Source organism: Caulobacter mirabilis, from assembly GCF_002749615.1.
GTDB lineage: Bacteria > Pseudomonadota > Alphaproteobacteria > Caulobacterales > Caulobacteraceae > Caulobacter > Caulobacter mirabilis.
In genome coordinates, this window is sequence record NZ_CP024201.1 from 384,564 (window position 1) to 402,594 (window position 18,031).

Annotated in this window: 14 protein-coding genes; 7 read left to right on the top strand and 7 right to left on the bottom strand. The window is 70.3% G+C overall.

What is annotated here, in order from left to right; genetic code table 11:
* Positions 1 to 72 precede the first annotated feature (72 nt).
* Both aguB and CSW64_RS01885 read left to right on the top strand, forming a co-directional pair.
* On the top strand, positions 73 to 954 hold the full coding sequence (aguB, locus tag CSW64_RS01880) for an N-carbamoylputrescine amidase (protein ID WP_099620503.1): 882 nt from the start codon (positions 73 to 75) through the stop codon (positions 952 to 954).
* 64 nt (positions 955 to 1,018) lie between these two features.
* Positions 1,019 to 2,407, top strand: a complete 1,389-nt coding sequence (locus CSW64_RS01885; RefSeq protein ID WP_099620504.1) for a nicotinate phosphoribosyltransferase — start codon at positions 1,019 to 1,021, stop codon at positions 2,405 to 2,407.
* Between the two features lie 10 nt (positions 2,408 to 2,417).
* Here the strand turns inward: CSW64_RS01885 and CSW64_RS01890 are convergent, their stop codons facing one another.
* The gene (locus CSW64_RS01890; RefSeq protein WP_099620505.1) at positions 2,418 to 4,364 is read right to left on the bottom strand and encodes a BCCT family transporter; all 1,947 of its coding nucleotides are present in this window, start codon (positions 4,362 to 4,364) and stop codon (positions 2,418 to 2,420) included.
* A 55-nt stretch (positions 4,365 to 4,419) separates the two neighbouring features.
* Positions 4,420 to 5,235 carry an acid phosphatase gene (locus CSW64_RS01895; RefSeq protein ID WP_099620506.1) on the bottom strand — a complete coding sequence of 272 codons (816 nt, stop codon included), beginning with the start codon at positions 5,233 to 5,235 and terminating at the stop codon, positions 4,420 to 4,422.
* Positions 5,236 to 5,375: 140 nt separating this feature from the next.
* Here CSW64_RS01895 and CSW64_RS01900 point away from each other — a divergent pair, with 140 nt between their 5' ends.
* Complete coding sequence (locus CSW64_RS01900; RefSeq protein WP_099620507.1) at positions 5,376 to 7,415, top strand: TonB-dependent receptor; 2,040 nt, start codon at positions 5,376 to 5,378, stop codon at positions 7,413 to 7,415.
* Between the two features lie 50 nt (positions 7,416 to 7,465).
* Here CSW64_RS01900 and CSW64_RS01905 read toward each other — a convergent pair whose 3' ends face one another.
* Positions 7,466 to 8,317 (bottom strand): MaoC/PaaZ C-terminal domain-containing protein, encoded by an 852-nt coding sequence (locus CSW64_RS01905; RefSeq protein ID WP_099620508.1) that lies wholly within the window; start codon positions 8,315 to 8,317, stop codon positions 7,466 to 7,468.
* Positions 8,318 to 8,490: 173 nt separating this feature from the next.
* On the opposite strand from CSW64_RS01905, the gene CSW64_RS01910 reads away from it, so the two are divergent.
* Complete coding sequence (locus CSW64_RS01910) at positions 8,491 to 9,294, top strand: SapC family protein (RefSeq protein WP_099620509.1); 804 nt, start codon at positions 8,491 to 8,493, stop codon at positions 9,292 to 9,294.
* 26 nt (positions 9,295 to 9,320) lie between these two features.
* On the opposite strand, the gene CSW64_RS01915 is transcribed toward CSW64_RS01910, so the two are convergent.
* Together CSW64_RS01915 and CSW64_RS01920 are read right to left on the bottom strand one after the other, a co-directional pair.
* The gene (locus tag CSW64_RS01915) at positions 9,321 to 9,713 is read right to left on the bottom strand and encodes a hotdog family protein (RefSeq protein WP_099620510.1); all 393 of its coding nucleotides are present in this window, start codon (positions 9,711 to 9,713) and stop codon (positions 9,321 to 9,323) included.
* A gap of 3 nt (positions 9,714 to 9,716) precedes the next feature.
* Positions 9,717 to 10,733: an NADP-dependent oxidoreductase gene (locus CSW64_RS01920; RefSeq protein ID WP_099624077.1), complete on the bottom strand. Its 1,017-nt coding sequence runs from the start codon at positions 10,731 to 10,733 to the stop codon at positions 9,717 to 9,719.
* 115 nt (positions 10,734 to 10,848) lie between these two features.
* Here CSW64_RS01920 and CSW64_RS01925 point away from each other — a divergent pair, with 115 nt between their 5' ends.
* Entirely contained in the window at positions 10,849 to 12,984 is a 2,136-nt protein-coding gene (locus tag CSW64_RS01925) for a protein-disulfide reductase DsbD family protein (RefSeq protein ID WP_245863801.1), read from the top strand.
* Between the two features lie 3 nt (positions 12,985 to 12,987).
* Positions 12,988 to 13,590 carry a thioredoxin family protein gene (locus CSW64_RS01930; RefSeq protein ID WP_099620511.1) on the top strand — a complete coding sequence of 201 codons (603 nt, stop codon included), beginning with the start codon at positions 12,988 to 12,990 and terminating at the stop codon, positions 13,588 to 13,590.
* 13 nt (positions 13,591 to 13,603) lie between these two features.
* On the opposite strand, the gene CSW64_RS01935 is transcribed toward CSW64_RS01930, so the two are convergent.
* The gene (locus tag CSW64_RS01935) at positions 13,604 to 15,781 is read right to left on the bottom strand and encodes a TonB-dependent receptor (protein WP_216361221.1); all 2,178 of its coding nucleotides are present in this window, start codon (positions 15,779 to 15,781) and stop codon (positions 13,604 to 13,606) included.
* Between the two features lie 80 nt (positions 15,782 to 15,861).
* Positions 15,862 to 16,338: a hypothetical protein gene (locus CSW64_RS01940; RefSeq protein ID WP_099620512.1), complete on the bottom strand. Its 477-nt coding sequence runs from the start codon at positions 16,336 to 16,338 to the stop codon at positions 15,862 to 15,864.
* A gap of 79 nt (positions 16,339 to 16,417) precedes the next feature.
* Here CSW64_RS01940 and pgi point away from each other — a divergent pair, with 79 nt between their 5' ends.
* Positions 16,418 to 17,980: a glucose-6-phosphate isomerase gene (gene pgi / locus CSW64_RS01945; RefSeq protein ID WP_099620513.1), complete on the top strand. Its 1,563-nt coding sequence runs from the start codon at positions 16,418 to 16,420 to the stop codon at positions 17,978 to 17,980.
* Positions 17,981 to 18,031 lie beyond the last annotated feature (51 nt).

The following is an 18,031-nucleotide window of genomic DNA, read 5'->3' on the forward strand; positions in this document are numbered from 1 at the left end:
CCTTTGCTTTCGCCGGCGCGTTCCTATATCGGCCCGCCGACACGTCTCATTTTGCCCAGGAGCCGCCCGACCATGGCCCGGACCCTCAGCCTCGCGGCGATCCAGACCAGCTACGGCTCGGACATGGACGCCAACATCAAGAAGACCGAAGCCTTCATCCGCGAGGCCGCGGCCAAGGGCGCCCAGGTGATCCTGCCGTCGGAGCTGTTCCAGGGGCCGTACTTCTGCGTCGCGCAGGAGGAGCACTGGTTCCGCACCGCCTATCCCTGGCGCGAGCACCCAGCCGTCAAGGCGCTGGCGCCGCTGGCCGGCGAACTGGGCGTGGTGATCCCGATCTCGATCTTCGAGCGCGAGGGGCCGCACTACTTCAACAGCCTGGTGATGGCCGACGCCGACGGGTCGCTGATGGGCGTCTACCGCAAGAGCCACATCCCCGACGGCCCCGGCTACATGGAGAAATACTACTTCCGGCCCGGCGACACCGGCTTCAAGGTCTGGGACACCAAGTTCGGCCGCATCGGCGTCGGCATCTGCTGGGACCAGTGGTACCCCGAGTGCGCCCGCGCGATGGCGCTGATGGGCGCCGAGGCGCTGCTCTATCCGACCGCCATCGGCAGCGAGCCGCACGACGCCACGCTCGACACCGCCCTGCCATGGCGGCGCGCGATGCAGGGGCATGCGGTCAGCAATGTGATCCCCGTCGTCGGCGCCAACCGCACGGGCTTCGAGCCCTGGGACGGCTATCCGAACGGCGGCCAGCGGTTCTACGGCTCGTCCTTCATCGCCAACCACCGCGGCGACCTGGTCTCGGAGCTGGGGCGCGACGACGAGGGCCTGGTCCAGGCGACCGTCGACCTCGACTTCCTGCAGACCCACCGCGCCGCCTGGGGCTTCTTCCGCGACCGCCGGACGGACCTCTACGGCGCCCTGGCCGGCCCGCGCCCGACCGCCTGACGGGCGGCTTGCGCGGGGTGGGGGTCTTCGGGGAATCTGGGCGACGCGCAGGAGAGCCGAAGCCGTGACCAACCCGATCCTGGCCACCGACAGCTACAAGCAGAGCCATTTCCTGCAGTATCCGCCCGAGGCGCGGACGATCAGCGCCTATGTCGAGGCGCGGCCCGGTCCGTTCTCGGACGAAGCGCTGTTCCTGGGGCTGCAGACCTATCTCATCGACTATCTGGGGCGCCCCGTGACGGCGGCCGACATCGACGAGGCCGAGGCGATCTGCGCCGCCCACGGCGTGCCGTTCAACCGGGCGGGTTGGGCGGCGGTCGTGGCCGACCACGGCGGCTTCCTGCCGCTGGAGATCAAGGCCCTGCCCGAAGGGACCATCGTCCCGACCGGCGTGCCGATGGTCCAGGTCGAGAACACCGACGACCGCATGCCCTGGCTGACCACCTTCGTGGAGACCGCCCTGCTGCGGGCGGTCTGGTATCCGACCACGGTCGCGACCCTGAGCTGGAAGTGCAAGGCGATCATCCGCGCCGGCCTGGAGCAGACCTCGGACGATCCGGCCGGCCAGCTGCCGTTCAAGCTGCACGACTTCGGCGCGCGCGGGGTGTCGTCGGGCGAAAGCGCCGGACTGGGCGGCATGGCGCATCTGGTCAACTTCGCCGGCACCGACACGCTGGAGGGCCTGATGGCCGCCCGCCGCTACTACGGCGCCGACATGCCGGGGTTCTCGATCCCGGCGGCCGAGCACAGCACCATGACCAGCTGGGGCCGCGAGCGGGAAAGCGCCGCCTACGCCAACATGCTCGACCGCTTCGACGGCGAGGGCGCGATCGTGGCGGTGGTCTCGGACAGCTACGACCTGGACAAGGCGGTGGCCGAGATCTGGGGCGGCGCGCTGCGCGAGAAGGTCCTGGCGCGGAAGGGGACCCTGGTCGTCCGGCCCGACAGCGGCGACCCGGTCGAGACCCCGGTCCGCACGCTGAAAACGCTGTGGGACCGGTTCGGCGGGACGGTGAACGGCAAGGGCTATCGCCTGCTCGATCCCCACGTCCGGGTGATCCAGGGCGACGGCATGAACATCGACAGCATCGCTCGCCTGGTCGAGCGCGTGACCGCCGAAGGCTTCGCCATCGACAACATCGCCTTCGGCATGGGCGGCGGGCTGCTGCAGCTGGTCAATCGCGACACCCTGCGGTTCGCGATGAAGGCCAACGCCCTCCGCGACGACCAAGGCGTCTGGCGGGATGTCTCGAAGACGCCGCTGACCGATCCGGGCAAGGGCAGCAAGGCCGGTCGCCAGGCGGTGGTCCGCGAAGGCGGCCGGCTGGTCGCCCGACGGCTGGACGCGACGGCGGCGGGCGAGGACCTGCTGGTTCCGGTCTGGCGGAATGGCGAGCTGCTGGTTCGCCACGACTTCGAGACCGTCCGCGCCCGGTCGGAGGGGCGGGCCTAGCTGGAAGGGCCTAGCTGGAAGGGATGGTCGCCGGCGGGCGCGCCTGCAGCGCCGCGCCGGACCGCCACAGCGCCAGCTTGTCCAGGATGTCGCCGACCAGCTGCGACTGGCTGAGGCCGGTGACGTCGTAGTCGGCGCCGGCCAGGTTGGCCGAGGCGCGCAGCCGCCATTCCATCGCCCGCCGCCCGCCCGTGGCCTCGATCATCGAGAAGGCCGGCAGCGGACGCGAGACCGCGCGCAGGCGGTAGGTGAAGGTCCGCGCGCCGGCCTCGCCGACGGTCAGCAGGATCTCGGCCTCGGTCCGCTCGACTTCGGCGGGCAGGCCTTCGGCGGCCAGGCCCTCGCCGACCTGGCGCACGGCCGGCTCGGCGACCGAGTCCAGCAGCGCCAGGATCTGGCCGCGACGGGGCGGCGCCAGGATGCGTCGCAGGCGGTCCGACAGCGGCGGGTCGCTGTGCTCGGCGGCGGCGCCGAGCAGGTCCTTGCGCATGCCGCGGTAGAGACCCCAGGCGAGCAGGACCAGGATGGCGGCGAAGGGCAGGGCGGCCGCCAGGGTCGCGGCCTGCAGCGCCTCGAGCCCGCCGGCCAGCAGCAGCGCCGCCGCCGCGCCGCCCTCCAGTCCGCACCAGTAGATCCGCTGCCACTTCGGCGTCTCCTCCGCCCCGCCCGAGGCGATGGTGTCGATGACCAGCGAACCGGAATCGGCTGAGGTCACGAAGAAGACGATCACCAGGGCGACGGCCAGGCCGGAGGTGACGGCCGCGCCGGGAAGCTGCTCGAAGAACTGGAACAGCGCGGTCGACAGGTCGGCCTGGACCGCCTGGGTGATGGCCCCGGCGGCCGAGGTCATGTCCAGGGCGATGGCGGTGTTGCCGAAGACGGTCATCCACAGGAACGAGAAGCCGGTCGGGACCAACAGCACGCCGCAGACGAACTCGCGCACCGTCCGCCCGCGCGAGATGCGGGCGATGAACATGCCGACGAACGGCGACCAGGCGATCCACCAGGCCCAGTAGAACAGCGTCCAGTTCGCCATCCAGTCGCGCGGCTCGTAGGCGTAGAGGGTGAAGGTCCGGACGAAGAAGTGGTCGAGGTAGAAGCCGAAGTTCTGGACCAGCGCCTTCAGCAGGAAGCCGGTCGGTCCGACGACCAGCACGAACAGCATCAGCAGCACGGCCAGGACCAGGTTGACCTCGGACAGGCGGCGGACGCCGCGGTCCAGCCCGGTCAGCACCGAGACGGTGGCCAGCCCCATCACCGCGGCGATGAGCAGCACCTCGTTGGTCGGCGTCGCCGGCAGGCCGGTCAGGTGCTCCAGGCCGCGGCCGATCTGCGCCACCCCCAGGCCGAGCGAGGTGGCGATGCCGAACAGGGTCCCGCAGATGGCGAAGATGTCGACCGCGTCGCCGACGACGCCGTCGGTGTGGCGTCCCAGCAGCGGCTTCAGGCCCGAGCGCAGGGTCAGCGGCAGGCCCTTGCGGTGGGCGAAGAAGGCCAGGCTCAGGCCGACGATGGCGTAGATCGCCCAGGCGTGGACGCCCCAGTGGGTGAAGGTGATGACCATCGCCTCGCGGGCGGCGTCGAACGAACGCGGCGCCGCCTCGGGCGGAGCCGCGAAGTGCTGGATCGGCTCGGCGACGGCGAAGTACATCAGCCCGATGCCCATGCCGGCGGCGAACAGCATGGCCAGCCACGACACGTACGGGAAGTCGGGGTCGGCGTCGTCGGGCCCCAGCTTGATCTTGCCGGTCGGGCCGATGGCCAGGAACAGCACGAAGCCCAGGATCCCCGCCACCAGCGCGACGTAGAACCAGCCGAAGGTGTCGATGATCCAGGCCTGGGCGGCGCCGAAGACCTGGTCGGAAGCGCCTGGGGCGAAGATCGCCGCGGCCAGCAACGTGGCGATAACCGCGCTGGCCCCCCAGAAGACGCGCGGGTTCATCCTGCGTTGGAACATGGCCAACAAGCGCGCCGGGGAGGCCTGGGTTCCCTCCGCCCCCGTGCGTTTCGGATCACGGCGCCGTGGGGCAGTGCTCCGGCGCGCCCTGCTTGCGGGCCGCCTCGACCTCGGCCTTGGCGGTGGCCAGGTCGGCGGTGAAGCTGGGCTCGGCGTGCAGGCGGGCGACCAGGGCGGCGGCCAGGGTGCGTCCGGCCTCGACGTCGCTGGGCCAGTGGACGCCGCAGACTACCCGGCTGTCGCCGAACTCGCGGCCGCGCGTGGTGATCTCGGTGGCCCGGTCGGGGACCAGTTCAGCGAGGATCAGCGCCCAGCTATAGCCGATCAGGCTGTGCCCGGACGGATAGGAGCCGTTGGTGTCGATCCAGCTCTCGCGCGGGACGCAGATCGGGGCGTCGTTGCCCGAGGCCGGCCGCTTGCGGGCGTAGAAGTCCTTGGCCGGATTGTAGACCGGTCGGGCGTCGTCGATCAGCCGCATCAGCATCTTGGCCAGGGTCGGCGTCGTCTCCGGGCCGATCTTCACGCCGGCGGCGCAGGCGTAGCTGCGGAAGCCCTCCTTGCCCGACAGGTCGGCGTCGCGGACGGCGCGGGTCCAGCGCGGCGTGTCTTTCAGCGCACGGGTGGCCTCGAAATTCGCCCGCTCGGCGGCGGCCTCCGGCGAGTCGACCGCGGGCGGCGGGGCGACGATCTTCATGGCGTCCGGCGCGGCGCCTTCCGGCAGATAGCCCTTGGGCGGCGCCTTCCAGTGGGCCGAGCCGACCGGCGTCGGCGGCGGTTCGACCGCGGAGGTCGTCCCCGTCGCGGCGCAGCCGGCCAGGGCCAGGGTCGAAAGGACGAGAAGGATCGGCGCCGAAGGGCGGAACGTCGTCATGGAGTCGCTCGAATGATCGGGCGGTGACAACTGCGCAACACCCCGCGCCGCGTCAAGCGCGACGGATGAGGCGGCCCTTGACGAAATGATATGTTATTTCATAACGATCTCTTGTTTGTGTTCCTCCCCAAGGTCCCGCCATGCGTCATCGTTCCGTCCTGTTCGCCGCCATCAGCGGATCGGCCCTGCTCGCCGGCCAGGCCGTCGCCGCCGAAGCGCCGAAGACCACAGAGGTCGAAGAGCTGGTGGTCACCGCCGCGCCCTTCGCCGTCTCGCTGGACTCGGCGACCACCAGCATCGATGTGATCAACCGCGACCAGTTGGACGTGAAGGCGCCGGCCGGCCTGGGCGACATGCTGGCCGATCTCCCGGGCCTGCGCTCGACGTCGTTCGGTCCCGGCGCCAGCCGACCGGTGGTGCGCGGTCTCGCCGGCCCGCGGGTGATGGTGCTGAACAACGGCGTCGGCCTGATCGACGCCAGCGCCCTGTCGCCGGACCACCAGGTCGCCGCCGACCCGGGCGAGGCGTCGCGCGTCGAGGTTCTGCGCGGCCCGGCGGCGCTGCAGTACGGCGGCTCGGCCATCGGCGGCGTGGTCAACGTCATCGACGATCGCATCGCCCGCAAACTGCCGAGCCAGCCGCTGTCCGGCCGGATCAACGCCTCGGCCAGTTCGGTCGACGACGGCGCGGCGGTGTCGGGCTCGCTGACCGCGACGACCGGACCCTGGGTCTTCACGGTCGACGGCGTCCACCGCGAGAGCGACGATTACCGCATCCCCGTCTATCCGGAATCGAAGCGGCTCCTGGCCGAGGAGGGCGAGACGCCCGAGCGGCCCTATCCCAAGCGCCTGGAGAACAGCGCCGTCGAGCTGGACGCCTACGGCGCCGGCGTCACCTATGTCGGTGATCGAGGTTACCTGGGCGCCTCCGTCCGCCGGACCGAGACCACCTATGGCGTGCCCGGCCACGAGCATGAGGGCGGCGACCACGATCACGACCATGACCACGAGCACGAGGAAGAGGGTCCGGTCACCATCGGCCTGAAGCAGACCCGCGTCGACCTGCGCGGCGAGTGGAACGGCGACATGGGGCCGTTCGCGACCCTGCGCTTCAGCGGCGGCTGGGCCGACTACACCCACACCGAGTTCGAGGGCGGCGAGACCGGCACCCAGTTCTTCTCCGACGGCTGGGAAGGCCGCCTGGAGCTGGTCCAGGTCAAGCGCGGCGGCTGGGACGGCGCCGTCGGCGTCCAGGCCCTGAAGCGCAACTTCGACGCCCGGGGCGAGGAGGCCTATGTCCCGCAGACCGAGATCACCGAGTACGGCGTCTTCACCCTGCAGCGCGTCGATCTTGACCGCTGGGGCTATGAAGGCGGCCTGCGGCTCGACCGCCGCGAGCTGAAGACGGCGACGCTCACCCGCGAGTTCGACAACCTGTCCGCCTCGGCTGGCGTGTTCTTCCGGCCGAAGGATCCCTGGTTCCTGGGCCTGAGCGTGACCCGGTCCGAGCGCGCGCCGACCGAGTCGGAGCTGTTCGCCAACGGTCCCCACGTCGCCACCCGCGGCTTCGAGATCGGCGATCCGACCCTGGACAGCGAAGTGGCGACCTCGATCGAGGGTACGGTCCACTACGGCGGTGATCGTTTCTCGGCCGACCTGCACGTCTACGGCGTGAAGTACGACGGCTTCATCGACGTCGTCCCGACCGGCGACGAGCAGGACGGCCTGGCGGTCTATCGCTACGTCCAGACCGACGCCACCTTCCACGGTTTCGAGGCCGAGGCCGCCTACCGGCTGTGGAGCGACGGCGACCGCAGCCTGTCGCTGGAAGGCGCCGCCGACTATGTCCGCGCCAGCTCGGATATGGGCCCGCCCTCGCGCATCCCGCCGGTCGGCGTCACCGGCCGCCTGGTCTGGCAAGCGCCGCAGTGGACTGGCCGCGTCGAGGTCCGCCGCGTCGCCAAGCAGGACCGCGTGTCGGAGAACGAACTGCCGACCGACGCCTATACGGTGCTGAACCTGGGCGCGACCTGGACCCCGCCGGCCCTGGAAGGCGTGAAGCTCTTCGCGGAAGTGCGCAACGTGACCGACGAGGAGGTGCGCGAGCACGCCTCCTACCTGAAGGACATCGCGCCCCAGGCCGGCCGGAACATTCGCGCCGGCTTCAGCTATCGGTTCTGATCACTGGGGGACATCTACCGAAGGTACATGTCCCCCACCCGGTTGCTTTCCTAGCCCAGCACCGTCTTGCCGTTCTTGGCGACGGTCACGCCGCGTTCCTTCACGCGGGCCTCGAACGAGACGACGTCGCCGTCCTTCCACAGATCGACGGTGATGGTCTCGCCGGGGAACACCGGGCTGGAGAAGCGGATCTGGTGGCTCTTGATCTTCGACGGGTCGAAGTCGGCGTAGGCCTGCAGCACCGCGCGGCAGGTGACGCCGTAGGTGCACAGCCCGTGCAGGATCGGCCGCGGGAAGCCCGCCGCCTTGGCGATGTTCGGATCGGAGTGCAGCGGATTGCGGTCGCCGCTCAGCCGGTAGATCAGCGCCTGGTTCGGCGCTGTCGCAAAATCTAGCGACATGTCCGGCGCGCGGGCCGGAACCTCGTGCGGCTCCGGCGCGCCGTCCGAGGGGCCGCCGAAGTTGCCGTCGCCGCGGGCGAAGGTCGAACCGGTCAGGGTGGCGATCTTCTCGCCCGTCTTGGCGTCCTTCAGGACGGTCTCATTGTAGATGACCGCGCCCTTGTCGCCCTTGTCATAGGCGCCGATGACACGACCCTCTGCGGTGATCTGGGCCTCGGTCGGGAAGGTCTTGTGGAACTCGACCTTCTGCTCGCCATGCACGACCAGCAGGAAGTTAATGCCCATTTTTCCGACGCTTGGCCCCGCGCCCCAGGCGACGGTGGTGGCCATGGTCGGCACGGCCTTCAGGCCGCTCTCGTAGACGAACGGGAGCTCCTGCACGTTCATCGGGTCGGAGCCCATGCCGATGCCCAGGGCGTAGAGCATCGATTCCTTGTCCGTCCAGGCGAACGACTGGGGCTCGCTGGAGAGCGACAGAATCTCGGGATAGGCGATGGGCATGGACGGTTCCCCTTTGGAATTCTTGCGCCGATTGAAGCCGGTTGCCGCTGGGTTGCGCAAGACGGGAGCTCGCATTGCCGCGTTTGCTGGGATCGGCTAGAAGCGCCCGCTCGACTTTTCTTCATCCTTGCCCTCGCGCCAGACGCCGACGCGGCTCCTGTACAGAGACTAGAATGGCCACGAACCAAGCTGCCCAGAGCCCGATCAGCGGGTCTCTCCTGTTCTACACGAACCCCGAGCCGCTCAGCCGCGAACTGCACGGCGAGTTGGCCGTGCTCAGCCCGGACAAGCCGTTCGCCTTCGCGGCGGAAGGCCATGTGGTGCCGCTGACCGTCGCCGAGTTCGGCTTCGCCGCGGTCAGCTACCCGATCATCTTCGGCGGCGACCAGAAGATGCCGCTGGCGGTGCTGGGCGTGAACGCCGGCGAGAACCTGTTCGTGAAGGACGGCCTGTACGTCGTGGGCGCCTACACCCCGGCCTACACCCGCCGCTATCCGTTCGTGCTGGCCGCCGATGAAGCCCAGAACCGCATGGTCGTCTGCATCGAGCGTCCGGCCCAGATCTTCGTCGCCAAGGGCGCGGAAGGCAGCCAGCCGCTGTTCGGCGACGACGGCGAGCCGTCCGAGTACACCAAGAACGCCATCCAGTTCTGCGAGGACTTCGAGACCGAGCGCCGCCGCACGGAATCGTTCGTCCAGCTGCTGACCGACCTCGACCTGTTCGACACCCGCGAGGCGGTCTACAACCAGCCGAACCCGGACGGCACGACCACCCCGATCAAGATCGCCGAATACTTCGCGGTCTCCGAGCAGAAGCTGGCCGCCCTGCCGGGCGACAAGCTGATCGAACTGCGCGACAACGGCGCCCTCGAGAAGATCTACAACCACATCACCTCGCTGGTCGGCTGGGATCGCCTGATCGCGATCGCCACCGACGCGGCGATCCAGCGCCAGCTGGCTGCGGCCAACAACGCCTGACAATCGTGCGCGCGAGGTAGGGCGACCTACCTCGCGAACACGCTCCGGGTCAGGCAGGAGAAGACGAGGCGCCCGGCCTCGTCGAGCAGATCGTGCTGGGCGATGACGATACCCTTGTCGTCGCCCACCGGGTCCTTCCCCATCACCGTCATCCGTCCCCGGAGCAGTTCGCCCGCCGGAGGGTTGCGCGCCCAGCGCAGGGCGTCGACGCCCAGGCGCTTGGTCTGCGGCCAGTCGGCGACGGCTTGGTCGTCCAGGCGGCTCCACAGGGCGAAGATCATCGCGTCCGGCGCGCCGCGCTCCACGGGCCACCCCGGCGCGAACGCCTTCACGAAGGTCTCGAGGGCCTGCGGGTCCACCGCGGCGACGCCCAGGCTGACCACCTGGCCGATCTGGATCTCATCGAAGCTGGACGGCATGGATCAGGGCTCCGGCGAGACGCGGACGAGCAGCTTGCCGTCGTGGTCGCCCGTGAACAGGCGCTGGACGGCGTCGGCGGCGTTCTCCAGCCCGTCGACGACATGGGCCTTCCACTTCAGCTTCCCCTCCAGGACCAGCGGCGCCAGTTCGGCGAAGGCCTCGGCCGCGCGCGGCAGGTAGTCGATGACGATGAAGCCCTTGATCAGCAGGCGATGCATCAGCACCCGGCCGAAGTCGGAGGGACCGCCTGCCGCGCCCTCGGCGTTGTAGCCGCTGATCATTCCGCACAGGGGCATGCGGCCGAAGTTGTTCATCCGGCCGACCACCGCGTCCATGATCGCGCCGCCGACGTTCTCGAAGTTCACGTCGATCCCATTGGGGCAGAGCCGGTCCAGCGCCGCGCCGACGTCCTCGGTCTTGTAGTCGATCGCGCCGTCGAACCCGAGCTCGTCGGTCAGCCAGGCGCATTTCTTGGGGCCGCCGGCGATGCCGATCACCCGCGCGCCGCGCAGCTTGGCGATCTGGCCGGCGACCGAGCCGACCGCGCCCGCCGCCGCCGACACCACCACCGTCTCGCCCGGCTGCGGACGGCCGATGTCCGTCATGCCGAACCAGGCGGTCAGGCCGGTGGCGCCGAGCACGCTCATGTAGGCCGTCAGGGGGACGCCGGGCAGGGCGGGGACGGCGTTCAGCATGCCCTCGTGGCCGACGGTGTAGGCCTGCCAGCCGGATAGGCCGGCGTTGACGATCGTCCCCTCGGGAAAGCGCTGCGAGCGGCTGGCCTCGACCACGCCGATGGTTCCGCCGCGCATGACCTGGCCCAGCTCGACCGGCGGCAGGTACTGGTCCTGGTCGCTCATCCAGATCCGGTTGGTGGGGTCCAGCGAGAGGTAGAGGTTGCGGATCAGCACCTCGCCCGCCTCCAGCGGGCGGATGGCCGTCTCGGCGAACTCCAGGTCGCCCGGCGCGATGTCGCCGACAGGCCGCTTGCGTAGGATCCACTGACGATTGACCGGCATCCACGACTCCTTGGTTCGCCGAACGATCATGGCGGCGCCCCAGCGGAAGTCGAGGGGAAGTCGTAGGACAAAGCGTATCCTTCGCGTCCGCGTCCCGTCCCGCTATAGGAGTTCCATGCGCCGTCTCCTCGCCGCCCTGATGGGCGTGTTTTCGCTGGCCTCCGCCCTTCCGGCCGCCGCCGCGCCGGTCGACACCGGGCACCTGGAAGCCGAGCTGGTTCCGCAGCAGTCCGCCGTGCCGGGCGGGACGATCTACGTCGCCCTGCGCCAGAAGATCGACAAGGGCTGGCACACCTACTGGCGAAACCCGGGCGACAGCGGCGAGGCGACCAAGATCCAGTGGACCCTGCCGCCGGGCTGGACGGCCGGAGACTTCGTCTGGCCGTTGCCGCATCGCCAGCCGATCGGGCCGCTGATGAACTACGGCTACTCCAACGAGGTGCTGCTGCCGACGCCGATCCATGTGCCGGCGACGGCCAAGGTCGGCGAGACGGCGACCCTCAAGGCCGACGTGGTGTTCCTGGTCTGCGCCGACATCTGCGTGCCCGAGGAGGCGACCCTGACCCTGGCGCTGCCGGTCGCAGAACAGCCGACGCCGGACCCGAAATGGGGCGACCGCATCGCCTCGGTTCTGGCCGACGCGCCCAAACCGGCCGGCCTGGCGGCGACCTTCGCGGCCTCGGGCGAGGCGGTGAAGCTGGCCGTCACCGGCGATCCGCTGAAGGGCGCCGACGTCGGAGACGCCTACTTCTTCCCGTTCGACGGCACGGTCATCGACCACGCCAAGGCCCAGCCGATCGAGCGCGGGCCGGACGGCCTGACCCTGACCCTGCCGGCCGGCTTCGCCTTCACCCAGGGACCGGCGCCGACCGAGCTGGCGGGGGTCCTGTCGCTCGGCGATCGGGCCTGGGAGATCAGCGCCAAGGCCGGTCCTCCGGCCGCTGGGGCCTCGGGCCTCGGCGCCCCGCCGAAGACGGTCTCCGCAGCGGGCGAGAAAGGCGGGCTAGGCCTCCCTTTCGCTCTGCTGTTCGCCTTCCTGGGCGGACTGATCCTCAACCTGATGCCGTGCGTGTTCCCCGTGCTGTCGATGAAGGCGGCGGCGCTGGCGGGTCACGCCCATGACGCCCGCAACGCCCGCGCGCAGGGCCTGGCCTACCTCGTCGGCGTCCTGGCGACCTTCCTGGCGCTCGCCGGACTGCTGATCGCGCTGAAGGCCGGCGGCGCCGCCGTGGGCTGGGGCTTCCAGCTGCAGTCGCCCATCGCCGTCGCCGCCCTGGCGCTGGTCATGCTGCTGGTGGCGCTGAACCTGTCGGGCGTGTTCGAGGTCGGGACCTCGATCCAGGGCGCCGGCGGCGGTCTGGCGAGCCAGCGCGGCCTGGCCGGCAGTTTCCTGACCGGCGTGCTGGCCGTGGTCGTGGCCGCCCCCTGCACGGCGCCGTTCATGGCCTCGGCCATGGGCTACGCCCTGACCCAGAACGCGGCGGTCTCGCTGCTGATCTTCGGCGCCCTGGGCCTGGGTCTGGCCGCGCCGTTCGTGGCGCTCTCGTTCGCCCCTGGTCTGCTGCGGCTGATGCCGCGTCCCGGGCCCTGGATGGACACCCTGCGCCATGTCCTGGCCTTCCCGATGTACGGGGCCGTGGCCTGGCTGGTCTGGGTGCTGAGCCAGCAGACCGGTCCGGTCGGCATGGCCTACGCCCTGGCCGCCGGCGTGCTGGCCGCCTTCGCCGTCTGGCTGTGGGGCCATGCCCAGCGCCGGCCGCCGGCGCCGATCACGCGCGGCCTGGCCGCCGCGGTTTTCGTCGGCGCCATCGTCCTGGTCGGGCTGCTGGCCGCGGAGAAGCCCGCGACGGCTGCGTCCGCCGGGGGCAAGGCCGGCGAAACCGCAGAGGTTCCCTATGAGCCCTGGTCGCCCGAGCGCGTCGCCGCCCTGCGCGCGGAAGGCCGGCCGGTGTTCGTGAACTTCACCGCCGCCTGGTGCGTGACCTGCCAGGTCAACGAGCGCACCTCGCTGGGCCGGAAGATCATCGCCGACGCCCTGAAGCGCAACAACGCTGTCTACCTGAAGGCCGACTGGACGAACCGCGACCCCGCCATCGCCGCGGCGCTCGCCGAGCACGGCCGGGCCGGGGTGCCCCTCTATCTCGTGTATGGCGCCGACGGCTCCGATCCGGTCATACTGCCTCAGCTGCTGACCGATGGAATGGTGGCCGAGGCCCTCGACAGGGCCGCCGCCCGCAAGCCCGGAGCCTGACCGATGACCCTGACCCGTCGCGCCGCCCTGGCGCTTCCGCTTCTCGCCGCGGCCCCGGCCGCCCTGGCCGCCTCCGGCCCTGGCCCCGCACCCGCCTTCACGGCCAAGGACGCCGACGGCCGCACCCGCTCCCTCGCCGAGTTCAAGGGCAAGGTCGTGGTGCTGGAGTGGGTGAACGAGGGCTGCCCCTATGTGAAGAAGCACTACCGGGGGAACATGCAGGCCACCCAGAAGGCCGCCCTGGCCCAGGGCGCGGTCTGGCTCAGCGTCTGTTCCTCGGCCCCGGGCCAACAGGGCGCGGTGAACGGCGCCCAGGCGAAGGCCTGGATCAAGGCCCACAACGCCGCGCCGACCGCCTTCCTGCTCGACCCGTCGGGGACCGTCGGCCGGGCCTACAACGCCAAGACCACGCCGCACATGTACGTCATCGATAAGACCGGCCGGCTGGTCTACCAGGGCGGCATCGACGACAAGCCGACCAGCAAGGTCGAGGACATCGCCGGGGCCAAGAACTACGTCCTCGCCGCCCTCGCCGACCTCAAGGCGGGCCGGCCGGTCCAGACGGCCTTCAGCAAGCCCTACGGCTGCTCGGTGAAGTACGCGTGAGGCCGACGCCGGGCTACCAGCTCCGCTTGAACGTGACCGTAAGCGTCGCGCCGTTGGCGGGCACGCGGCTGGTGTTGGTGCTGCTGCGCAGCAGCTGGCTGTAGACCGGCAGGTACTGGGTGTTGAGCAGGTTCTCGACGCCGACCGTGACCGTATCGCGGTCGTTGGGGCGGTAGCGCGCGATCAGGTCGACCACCGCGTAGCTCTTCACCTCGCGTCGGCCGAAGCTGGCGACGCCGTCGAGGCGATAGTCACGTTCGCCTGAATAGAGGCCCTGGAGCCGGACGTCCCAGCGGTCGGTCGGCGCATACTGGACATAGGCGGTGAGCTTGAGCGGGGGAATGCGGTAGCCGGTCATGTTGCGCCAGGAGGTCGCCGTCTGCAGGCGTTCACGGCCGCGCAGATAGGTCGCGCCGCCGCCATAGCGCCAGGCGTCGCCGCCCTGGCCGACGTCGAACGACGCCTCGACGCCGTCGACGCGCTCGGCGGTGCGGAGCAGGATCAGGCCGTTGTTGAAGGTCTGCACGTCGCCCAGGTCGGAGGACGTCCGGAAGATGGCGAGGGTTCCCGCGACCGGGCCGATGCGGCCGCGCCAGCCGGCCTCGTAGCTGTCGATCTTCACCGGCTGGAGATAGGAGTTGGCGAGGTTGAACCCGGCGTTGGCGCCCCGCAGCTGCAGGCCGATATCCGGCAGCTGGAAGCCCTGTGAGAAGGCCGCGTAGACCTCGTGCCCCTCGACCGGAGTCAGCGCCGCGCCGAGGTTGTAGGTCCAGCCGTCGAAGCTGATCGTCCCGCCCTGGATCTGAACGGGCGACGGCGCGCGATACTGCGAGAGCGGCGTGAAGGTGTCGAACGAGGCCTCGGCGCGATCGTAGCGCACGCCGCCCTGCACCGAGACGAGGTCCGAGAACCGATGCTGCAGCTGGACGAACGCCCCCTGGGTGTCGGTGGTCAGCTCCGGCATGAAGATCAGGGTTCCGGTGCGCCGGAAGACCAGACCGCCGCTGGCGTCGTAGGCGGCCGGGTCGAACACGTCCAATGGCATGTCGCTGACCTCGCGGCCGAGGTCGCCGCCCCAGCTGAGCGAGGTGTTTGAGCCAAGCGGCGTGTCCACGGTCAGGCGCGCGCCGACGGTCTTGGTGTTCTGGTAGACCTGATCGACGTTGCGGCCACGATTGGCGATTGCGCGGGCGTCGAACGGCGTGAAGCGGACGAACAGGTCGCGATAGTAGGCCAGGACATCGACCCGGCTGCCGAGGATGTCGCGGTCGGTGTAGCCGGCGGTCACGATGGTGTTGCGGACCTGGTTCTGCTCGGCCAGCTCCAGCCCCTTGAGCGGGCGGGCGTTGGCGGCGCCGGGCGGCAGGCGGCCGACCGCCGGGTCGGCGGCGTAGTCGGTGTCCTGGTCGGCGCGATAGTAGCCGAGCGAGCCGCGCAGATAGCCGGTCTCGCCGATGCGGCGGCCCAGTTTGCCGCCAAAGCTCCAGGCGTCGCTGTCGATCAGGTCGCCCTGGCTGGGCTCCGGCGCGCGGCGATCGCCGTGGGCGTCGTATCCGGCGGCGATCCGTTGGTAGCCGCCGTTCAGGGCGAAATCGACGTCGCCCGCACGGCCCGAGATGAACTGCTGAACGCGGCCGCCGACGCCGTCGCCGGTCAGGTTTGACAGCGCCGCGACGCCGGACAGGGTGGTCTCGATACGCAGCGGGCCGCCGGCCGGGCGGGTGTTGATCGAGATGATGCCGCCCGTGGCGCCGCCACCGTAGATGGCGCTGCCGCCGCGCAGGACCTCGATCCGCTCGATGTCGCTGGGATCGACGCTGATCAGGTTCCGCGAGCTGTCGCGGTTGGTGTTGTAGGGAACGCCGTCGACCAGGATCAGCGCGCCGCGGCCGCGCAGCGTCTGGCCGTAGTCGGTCATGGTGCGGCTGGAATCGGCCAGGCCCGGGACCGCCTTGGCGAGGAGTGTGGACAGCGTGTCGGAGACGGCGCGGCCGGCCTCGATCTCTTCACGCTTCAGGGTGGTGACCTGGTGGGTCGGGGCGCTGACCTGGGAGCTGGTCCGCTGGGCGGTGACGACGATCTCGCCGACGTCGACGGCGCTAGTCTGCTCGGCTGCGACGGGAGACGCCGCGAGGGCGACGAAGGAGGCCAGGCCCGCGCTTGCGACCCGCCTGTTGAACCGAACTGCCACGCGCGACGCCCCCGATACTCGAAATCAGGCGCGTCTGTAGTCGCTACTGCGAGCGATTTGCAAGGCTTGGCGCGCAGCGCCTACAGCCCTTGCGTTCCCGAGGTCACCGACGGCGGGGTGGTGATCACCTCGACGTTGTCGCGCAGCAGATAGACCATCTCGCGCAGGGCGTTGTCCCGGGCGGCCTGGTCGCCGGCAGTCTCGACGTCCTTCAGCCGCACCGGCAGGTCCTCGGCGATGCCGCGCAGGATGCACTTCAGGTCGCCGTCGGTGCCGCGCTCGGCCAGGAGGCGGTGGCCCTTCATATCCAGCTCGGCCAGCTCGCCCAGCTTGACCTTGAAGCCGTCGAAGCCGTCGAGCACGCTCTTGCCCTTCCAGGCTTCGACCTGGCCCTTCAGGGCGCCGGCGCGGCCGACGATGTCGGCGAACAGCGGCTCCTGGGCCAGGGCGGAGGTCGGGGCGGTCGCGACCGCGGGGGCGGCCACGGGCGGCGCCGCCTGCGGCGAGGCGGCGGCGAACCAGAGCATGGCGGACAGGGCGATGGCGTCGCAGGACATGGGCGCGCCTCCTGGCGAAAAAACGATGTCATCTGGTAGGCGCAACAGGGTAAACGCCGTCCTACCGCAGGGAGAGCTTATGACCGACACAGCCGCCGCCTGGACCGCGCTCGAAGCCGCCGCCGCCGCCGATGGCGAACGCCGCATCGTCGATCTCTTCGAGGCCGAGCCGGACCGGTTGAAGCGGCTGACGGTGGAAGCCGCCAGTCTGTCGGTGGACCTCAGCAAGCAGCCCTGGAGCCGAGCGGGCTTCGAGGCCGCGATCGCCCTCGCCCGGGCAGGCGGGGTCGAGGCGCGCCGAGACCGCTTCTTCGGCGGCGACACGGTCAACGTCACCGAGACCCGCGCCGCTCTGCACATGGCCCTGCGCGCGCCCGACGGCGCCGCCTTCGAAGCCCAGGGACGCCCGGTCTCCAAGAGCGTGGAAGGCGTCCGGGCGGCCATGAAGGCCTTTGTCGACCAGGTCCGTTCGGGCGCCTACAAGGGCGCGACGGGCCAGGCCTTCACCCAGGTGCTGCACATCGGCATCGGCGGTTCGGATCTGGGCCCGCGCATGGTCTGGCGCGCGCTCAAGCCGCTGAACCGCCGCATCGAAGTGACCTTCGTCGGCAACGTCGACCCGTCCGACATCGCCGCCGCCTTGGCCGCGTTGGACCCGGCGCGGACGCTGGTGGTGGTCGTCTCCAAGACCTTCACCACCCAGGAGACCATGGCCAACGCCGCGGCCGCCAAGGCCTGGCTGCGCGGCGCGCTGGGCGAGGTCGGCGACGGCCACCTGGTCGCCTGTTCGACCAACCTGGAGGCCTGCGCCGCCTTCGGCATCCCCGCGGAGCGGGTGTTCGGCTTCGAGGACTGGGTCGGCGGACGGTATTCGACCTGGTCTTCCGTCGGCCTGTCCTGCGCCATCGGCCTGGGCTGGGAGGCGTTCGAACAGCTCCACGCCGGCGCCGCCGCCATGGACGACCATTTCCGCCGCGCGCCGCTGGAGCGCAACGCCCCGGTGCTGCTGGCCCTGGCCCATATCTACAACCGCAACGGCCTGGGCCGTCCGGTCCGTGTCGTCGAGCCCTACGCCGAACGCCTGGGCCTGCTGGCCAACTACCTGCAGCAGCTGGAGATGGAGTCGAACGGCAAGCGGGTCACCGAAGCGGGGACGCCCGTCGCCCACGCCACCTCGACCGCGGTGTTCGGGAACGCCGGCACCAACGACCAGCACGCCTTCTTCCAGATGCTCCACCAGGGGACCGACATCATCCCCGTAGACTTCGTGGCGGTGGCCAGGAGCGATGAAGGCCCTGCCCGGCAGCATGTGATCCTGCTGGCCAACGCCATCGCCCAGGCCGAGGCGCTGATGGTCGGCGCCGCCAACGCCGCCGAGCCGCACCGCCATTTCCCCGGCGACCGGCCGTCGAGCTTCATCCTGCTGGATCGCCTGACGCCCTACGCCCTGGGCGCGCTGATCGCCCTCTATGAGCACAAGGTCTTCGTCGAGGGGACGCTCTGGGAGATCGACAGCTTCGACCAGTGGGGCGTCGAGCTGGGCAAGACCCTGGCCAACAAGGTCCTGGCCGAGCTGGAGGGCGGTTCCGCGGGAGAGCACGACGCCTCGACGGCGGCCCTGATCGCGCGCCTGAAGGGCTAGCCGCTTTTTCGCCACCGGCGGCTGCTGTGGTCGCCCGGTCGGAGGATAGGG